We start from the raw sequence: 7382 nt of genomic DNA, 5'->3' as shown, positions 1-7382 counted from the left end.
TTCTGCAAGTACGCCCAAAAAAGGACAAACAGAATATTTGTAAACCAAAGATACAAAATACCCCAATTTATTTGGGTTTCTTTTAAAACTCTTTTTAATAAAAATCTAATTTTGCAAAACTCTCATTCATGAAAAACGTTTGCTCGTTGAAGCTTTTTTAAAAACTTAGGTGCCCACCAATTTATATCTCCCATGAGCTTCATTAACGATGGAACAAGCAATAATCGAACAACTGTAGCATCAATAAAAATAGCCAGTGCTATTCCTAACCCCATTTGTTTGACGGGAACAATACCTGTAAACGCAAATGCTCCTGTTACGATAATCATAATCAGCGCTGCAAATGTAATCACCCTGCTAGTCGAGGATAAGCCTTCGATTGTAGCTCTATCATTGTCATTCGTCTTCAAGTAGATTTCTTGAATTTTAGACAACAGGAAAACTTCATAATCCATGGATAAACCGAAGACAACTCCAAAAACGAAGACCGGAATCATAAGGGCGATAGCGGGAACCGGTTCAAAGCCAAAATGTCCTTCTTGAAAAATCCATACTAAAAGCCCAAATGAAGCCATTAAACTCATGATATTCATCACAATAGCTTTTAAAGGAATAACAATCGAACGAAATGCTAGAACTAAAATAATAAATGTAGATACAAAAACTATCAATAAACTATACTTGAAATTTTCGGAGATTTCATCATGAATTTCTTGGTTAAACTTTGGTAAACCTCCCAATAACACTTCAATCTGACCGTCATTTTTTTCCCAGCGCTTCACAAACTCTTTTGCTTCTTCCGAATCAAAATCAACATTTAAATGAACAGTAAAAATCGTTTGATTACCTTTCACTAATTTATTAATGAAAGGAGCTATTTTTTTCTTCGTTTCATCATTGTGCAGAAGCATATAAAGTTGTTGGTAATGTAAATCTCCCATGATTGAAAAGATAGAATCAACACTTGCCACGATCTCTTCCTTCTTTAAATCTTGCAACAAATTTTCCAGCTGTCTAAGAGATTCTTTTTCAAGTATATCATTTTCTTTCGTGCGAACGATCATTAGCACTTCCGAATGATTTTCACCCAAAAATTCTTTTTCGTAAATTTCGTACGCTATCCTAGTATCATATTCCTTTGGAAGCGCTGTAGCATCAGGGATGCTCAGTTTCATCTTAGAAATAGGGATTGAACAGAAAAGCAAAATTCCAAAGCTAATCAACAACAATATCCCTGCTCGATTCATGACAAACTTAGAAAATCGATGCCATACACCCTCTCCGCTTCCTTTAATCTCGAGAACCTGTAATTTGTTAATATTTCTTCCTATTACAGATAAAAGAGCAGGCAGAAATGTCAGCGCTATGACTAATGAGAAGATGACAATCACTGCTCCGCTGATGGCCACTGTCTTAAAAATTTCAACATCAATAACTAACATGCTAGCTAACCCTAAAATCACGCATAAAGCCGAAAATAAGATAGCTCTCCCCGCAGTTTGCGCTGTAACAACAATTGCTTCCTTTACATCCCTAGATTTTAGCTCTTCCCGAAAACGACTGATAAATAACAAAGCAAAATCAATTCCTAAAGCCAATCCAATCATCGGAACAATATTCAATGTAAAGATGGATAACTCTTTCTGCTGACCGATGAAATACAAAGTTCCCATCGAACAACCAACAGCAAGTAAGCCAATCACAATCGGAACAGATGCCGCGACAAAACTCCCAAATGCGATTAATAAAACAATTAAAGCAATCGGGATTCCAATCATTTCTGCTTTCTTCAAATCTTCTTGACTTGCCTTATTCATATCCTCATTAATCAATGCCGGTCCTGTCAAACGAATATGAATTCCATCCTCACTTTTTAACTTCATCTTTAACTCATTGAGTATATCCCCCATATCGTTAAATTCCCGATCAAATCCCAAAACAGCAAATGCTACACTGCCTTTTAACTGCCCTTCTTGATCATAAGGAGATATAAGACTAACTAATCCCTCTACATTTTGAACACTTTCCAGCTTTTTTAGTATAAACTGCCTAAACGCCTCCTCCTTTACTTTTTCTTCCTTTTCGAATAAAACAATAACGCTATTATTAGGAAGATTAAATTCCTCTTTCGCTATTTTTTGGACTTTTGCATAAGAACCTTTCATCTCAAACCCATCGCCACTGAGCACATCCGGGAGTTTAAATGCATATAAAATAAGTAAAAATGAAGCGATTCCCCATAAAGCTAATATAATCCAGCGATAGACATATGTCATCTTACCTAAGCTTTTAAACATGAATATCATCACATCCCAAAAAATATTCACTGTATTGTTTTAATATGTTAAGGCTACACACCCTATAGATAAACCGGCGGAAGTTCCGAATAATAACACTAAATCTCCTCTATTAATCTTGTTATCTTCTATATAGTCAAACAATAACATTGGGAGAGAAGCTGCAATACAGTTCCCATGTGTAGAAATATGAGAGGCAATTTGTTCTGAATGAAATCCAAACTTTCTAAAAATGTCTATTCCATGCTTGCTTGTTTGATGAGGGAATAAATATTTAACATCACTTTGACATATACCACTTTCAGAAAAAAATCTTGAAAAAAATCAGGAAGCAAACGAACTGCATACCTAAACACTTTTCTGCCATCCATCTGAAACAAATTATCTTCCATTCTCGTATTTGGATCATTAGGGTGTCTTAACGTACCTCCTCCTTTCACACATGTCAAATTTGCCCCTGAACCATAAGTTTGCATTTTGAAATAATGAAGAACGCTTTTTTCATCTTTTGCAGATTTGGTGACAATCGCAGCAGCAGCCCCATCTCCAAACAGAGCTCTTACCTCATTAGAAGTTTTTGGCAATGTTGGACTTGGAGCATCTGAACTGATGATTAAGATGCAATTGTAGACTTGATTATGAATAAGATTAGCCGCCACAAATAAAGCTAATCTGAAACTATAACACGTCGTATCAACATCAAAACACGGAATCCCTGAATCGCCCAAACCTAATTCTCGCTGAAATAAACTAGCTCCGCACGGAATGGCCTGTAATGGAGAACCATTCGCACCAATTATACAATCAATCTGCTCCGGATCAATTCCGCTATTTTGGATTGCCTGCTTAGCAGCTTTTACACCTAATGTTAACGCATTTTCTCCATTTTCAAAATCAACATAATGTCTAGACTCAATACCTGTTGCCTTAACAATCCAACCGCTCGTAACATTCATTTTTTCTTCTAATTCTTCACTTTTTACTTTCAGTGAACCAACGGCTTTTCCCATTCCAGCAATTTTTACTTTAAACATTTTTATCCCTGATTGGGATGTTTATTGGTGCTGCAGCATACCCGCAGCAATTTTTACTTTAAACATTTTTATCCCCTCCCTATACTCAATTATATTTATGATCCCTTGTTCCTTCACCGCCAACATCGTGTCGGAACCCCGCCATTTTTTGACGGAGTACCGACACGAAATGGCGGAGTCCTGAATAAAAAAGAGAAAACGCCCTCACCGATCCGATGAAGGCGTTAACAACATATGAAGCTCTGGAATGAACCCTAATTGTTTTGCTTTTTCCACGGCTTCTATTCGTGAAGATACGTGTAGCTTGATGAAGATACGCGATAGGTGTCTTTCTACACTTCGCTGGCTTATATGATGTTTTTTGGCAATGTCTTTATTACATAAACCGTTGGCGACTTCCATTAATATTTCTTGCTCGAGCTGACTCAGCGCAACATGTTCTTCACTTTCTGCAATCTTGGCCTTTACTTCGCAACGATGCAGCTGACGCAGTAAATGCACAGGAATGACAACTTCATCTCTTAATGCACAGCGAATCGCTGTAATCAATTGCTCGCTTGTCCCCGTTTTACTGACAAAACCTGTAATGCCTGATTCAATCAAATAATTAAAAAAAGGAGCAACATCATATCCGGTATATATGACAATTTTCGCATTCGGTTGTTTTTGAAGAATTCGCTTACTTAATTCGGTGCCGCTCATATCCGGCATACGCCAATCAAGCAAAAACACATCATATGTACGTTGTTCCATCATCTGTTCCGCTTCTGTGCCAGATGTAACAAGTTCTACTTGAAAATCTTGTTCGTTCTCCAGCATGTTCTTTGTCCCTTCACCAACAAGGCGATGATCATCGACAATTAAAATATGAATCATACAAGTAAGTCCCCTTTCATGTTCATAACGGGATTGTGACAATGATATGTAGCCCATCTCCAAGTTGTGACGTCATCTCGCATGTTCCACTCAAGCTTTCAACGCGCTCTTTTATGCCAAACAAACCAAGCTTGCCATCACAATGATTTAATGTTTCCATGTCTATACCTATACCATTATCAACATAATGAAGTTGAACTTTCTCATCGTAAGTCTCCAATGTTAGTTGAATATGTGATGCCTGCGAATGTTTCAGCGCATTGTTTAATAATTCTTGGATAATCCGATATACTGCAAGTTCTCGTTCTTCATCTAATTTGGTTGATAAATGAATATGCCATTCCACTTTTACATTCACACGTAATTGGAATCGTTGGATTAACTGTACGATCGCTTCCTTTAATCCGATTTGACTCAAAAATGGCGGTCTTAATTCATGGCACGTTTCCCTTGTTACATCAATCATATCTACAATTTCCTCTTCGATGTCGTTTAGCTGCTTTTTCATTTCTTCCATATCCATATCCTGAAAGCGCAAACTCTCCACTTTCCGTTTTAAAACAATTAAATCTTGAATAATCGTATCGTGCAAATCAATGGCTAACTTACTTCTTTCCTTTTCTGACCATTTGAAGATCAAACGAGTGAGCCAAACAGAATTACTTCTTTCCTTTAAGCTATCTAACTCTTTTATGAAATCCTCTACTTTTAACATATTTTCAATCGTGATACTGGCATAATAGACAATGGTTGATAACCAATCTTTTTGTTCTGCCCGAAATGGAATGGGATGTTTCTTTTTTCCTATTAATAGTAAAGGACTTTGGCGGAACGAGCCTACAAAGACCGCAAACAAACGCTTATTTTCAATGATTTTTCCAATCGAAAGTGGTTGACCATCCATCTTTTTGATTAACTTCATCCACTCTTTTTCATCGCAATGAAAAGGTGCTTGCCTATTTTGGACCGCCAATTGTACAAAAGCCAGATTCTCTATATCTAATACTTCTCTCACTTCTTTTTCCATGCATCGGATCACTTCTTGCATGTTTTTCTGTTTTTTTAATGCTTCGCCGATCCGATATATACTTTCTTGATAAAAGTCTTTTTGTACGTATAACTTCGTCCTTAATGTTCGATCGAAACATTCTTTTAAATAGAGAGCAAGGATATTTATTATATAAATTAGTAAAAACAACAAAGCGAATTCAACAAGTCTCCACGCTTCATTGACAAATTTGGCATAAAGCAATGTAATAAGAAAAGCTGGGAGGAATGATAAAAAAGCATAGTACACAAAGCGATTGATGGAAAACTGCAATCGAAATAACCGATCTGTACAAATCAAATAAAGAAAGACGGAGGGCAACACAAAAAACGAAGTAACGGTTAATTCAGCTGGCAGTACCCATTTTCCAATGATTAGAACCGGGAGACTATAAAATAAAACAAATGGTGCGGCAGATAGCCCAATGGCTAAAAGCAAACCTTTGACCGTATTTTGCTGTTCATCTTTTTTAAGATAAACTAATCCTTTTCCTAACAAAGCCAGAATGATGACCATGTTGATAAAAAATGTAGCCAATAGCACTTCCGCTTCACTTATCGAACGAAACGATAAAGATATGAGTGAGGCAACGAACATCACTAAGTTAAACCCATAAAGGGAAAAGACGATTTTTTTCGCGAACCACACTTTCTTTTCTTTTTCAAAATAATGATGAACGAAGTGCAAAAAGACGGCAGGCAATATTAAAAATATACCGTTAAACATTTGCCTTCCAAACAGTGCATATTTCGCTGATAAGCTGGCACTTATATAACAAAGCCCTATCAATAATAAAAAGTAAATAAGCACGGTGGCCGATTTGTCATCCGGCCGCAGACGAAGCAAAAAAATGCTTAAACTAACAGCGAATAGAAAAAAACCCATCGGCAAGGCGATATAATACAGCCATTGTTCCGTTCCATGCGATTTATAGTCAACCGTCAATGTTTGGATTTGATTTTCTCTCTGAATCGTTATTGTTTTCGCTTGTTCAATTGTTTTGTATTTCCGGACAGTAAAATGGGAGAGCGGGGGCTTTCCGTCCACTTTCAGCACTTGATCATTAATATGAATGCCATTTTTTTTTGCCCAACCAAACTCGTAAATATCGTTAACAATAATATCACCATTCTTGTTTTCTATTACATTCATACCAATCAATGGATGCCTAACATTTAAAATGGTTAAATATAGCGCTACAATCAAAGCAACAATCATCGCAATGACTGTTCGATTCATCGTTATCTACTTCCAATATCCAAGCGGCTCCGTCGATTCACTAAATACCTTTACAACCGCTTTTACCTCTAACTCACTTAAACCTATCAAGCTCACCGTACCATTTTGTAATTTTTCGATGACTTCTGGATGTTCTACTAAAAAGCGAATGATTTCTTGCATTGCAGATCTCCCTCCAACATTACAAAATAATTTGTTTTCAGTACGGATTTGTACCTATCGTCTACATCCAGTTTCTCGATTTCTTGCAAAGCCTTTTCCTTGTAAATATGGCTCATCACTTTAGCATAATAAAACGCTCCTTCCTGTTCCATTTGCTGAATTACTTTTTCCTTTTGGGCATAAAGCTCATTGTAATCAATATGATTGCTAAAATACTGTTTCAATAAGTTATCCCGTTTACTTGCCAGCATGTACAATACCGGAAGCGACTTCTTCTTTGCTTTGATGTCGTTCTTCTCATCCCAACGATACAATGCATCCATATCATTGTCGATTTGTGCAGCAATTCCTATATCATTGGCATACTTTTCAATGATGACAGTGTTTTTTTCAGCATCTGCTAATGCAGTTCCGACGAAACACGCCATTGCTACTAAAGAACCTGATTTTTTCTTCACCATTTCTATATACTCCGCTTCCGTCTGTATGTCATATGTGACATCCATATGCTGCCCGTTTACGCTTTGAAGCAATCGAGATGAAATATATAACTGTGCCTTTGCTTTTTTATGATCATCAATAAGTAAATCCACAATAGCTTTTTGTCCTGCTAACAATAACCCTATGGCTATATGAAGTGAAGTTGTAAGAGGTGCTTTGTTCCACGTGGTTTCCAAGCTGTCTTGATCAACGAGGTCATCGAGCATATCTCCCGCCAACATCATC

General features: G+C 36.9%; 7 protein-coding genes. All 7 read right to left on the bottom strand.

Annotated features, from left to right (window positions below; all coding sequences use genetic code 11):
* Positions 1–122: 122 nt before the first annotated feature.
* Entirely contained in the window at positions 123–2297 is a 2175-nt protein-coding gene (locus FKZ59_RS13870; RefSeq protein WP_181733308.1) for an MMPL family transporter, read from the bottom strand.
* A gap of 39 nt (positions 2298–2336) precedes the next feature.
* Positions 2337–2591: a 3-oxoacyl-[acyl-carrier-protein] synthase III C-terminal domain-containing protein gene (locus FKZ59_RS15250; RefSeq protein WP_141603342.1), complete on the bottom strand. Its 255-nt coding sequence runs from the start codon at positions 2589–2591 to the stop codon at positions 2337–2339.
* Positions 2534–3331, bottom strand: a complete 798-nt coding sequence (locus FKZ59_RS13860) for a beta-ketoacyl-ACP synthase III (protein WP_141603340.1) — start codon at positions 3329–3331, stop codon at positions 2534–2536. The genes FKZ59_RS15250 and FKZ59_RS13860 overlap by 58 nt, the downstream gene beginning before the upstream one ends.
* Before the next feature lie 204 nt (positions 3332–3535).
* On the bottom strand, positions 3536–4207 hold the full coding sequence (locus FKZ59_RS13855) for a response regulator transcription factor (RefSeq protein ID WP_141603339.1): 672 nt from the start codon (positions 4205–4207) through the stop codon (positions 3536–3538).
* Positions 4208–4229: 22 nt separating this feature from the next.
* On the bottom strand, positions 4230–6494 hold the full coding sequence (locus FKZ59_RS13850) for an ATP-binding protein (protein WP_141603338.1): 2265 nt from the start codon (positions 6492–6494) through the stop codon (positions 4230–4232).
* Positions 6495–6500: 6 nt separating this feature from the next.
* On the bottom strand, positions 6501–6656 hold the full coding sequence (gene comX, locus FKZ59_RS13845) for a competence pheromone ComX (RefSeq protein WP_013144165.1): 156 nt from the start codon (positions 6654–6656) through the stop codon (positions 6501–6503).
* On the bottom strand, positions 6632–7382 hold a 751-nt coding region (locus FKZ59_RS13840; protein WP_141603337.1), incomplete at its 5' end, for a polyprenyl synthetase family protein. The genes comX and FKZ59_RS13840, both read right to left, overlap by 25 nt.

This window comes from Ureibacillus terrenus (assembly GCF_006569205.1).
Lineage (GTDB): Bacteria > Bacillota > Bacilli > Bacillales_A > Planococcaceae > Ureibacillus > Ureibacillus terrenus.
This window is presented reverse-complemented; position numbering and strand designations above follow the sequence as displayed.

What these genes read in the sequence shown, in the direction of transcription:
- FKZ59_RS13870 (WP_181733308.1), bottom strand. Translation starts at nt 2,297, where the DNA reads ATGTTTAAAAGCTTAGGTAAGATGACATATGTCTATCGCTGGATTATA.
- FKZ59_RS13860 (WP_141603340.1), bottom strand. Translation starts at nt 3,331, where the DNA reads ATGTTTAAAGTAAAAATTGCTGGAATGGGAAAAGCCGTTGGTTCACTG.
- FKZ59_RS13855 (WP_141603339.1), bottom strand. Translation starts at nt 4,207, where the DNA reads ATGATTCATATTTTAATTGTCGATGATCATCGCCTTGTTGGTGAAGGG.
- FKZ59_RS13850 (WP_141603338.1), bottom strand. Translation starts at nt 6,494, where the DNA reads ATGAATCGAACAGTCATTGCGATGATTGTTGCTTTGATTGTAGCGCTA.
- comX (WP_013144165.1), bottom strand. Translation starts at nt 6,656, where the DNA reads ATGCAAGAAATCATTCGCTTTTTAGTAGAACATCCAGAAGTCATCGAA.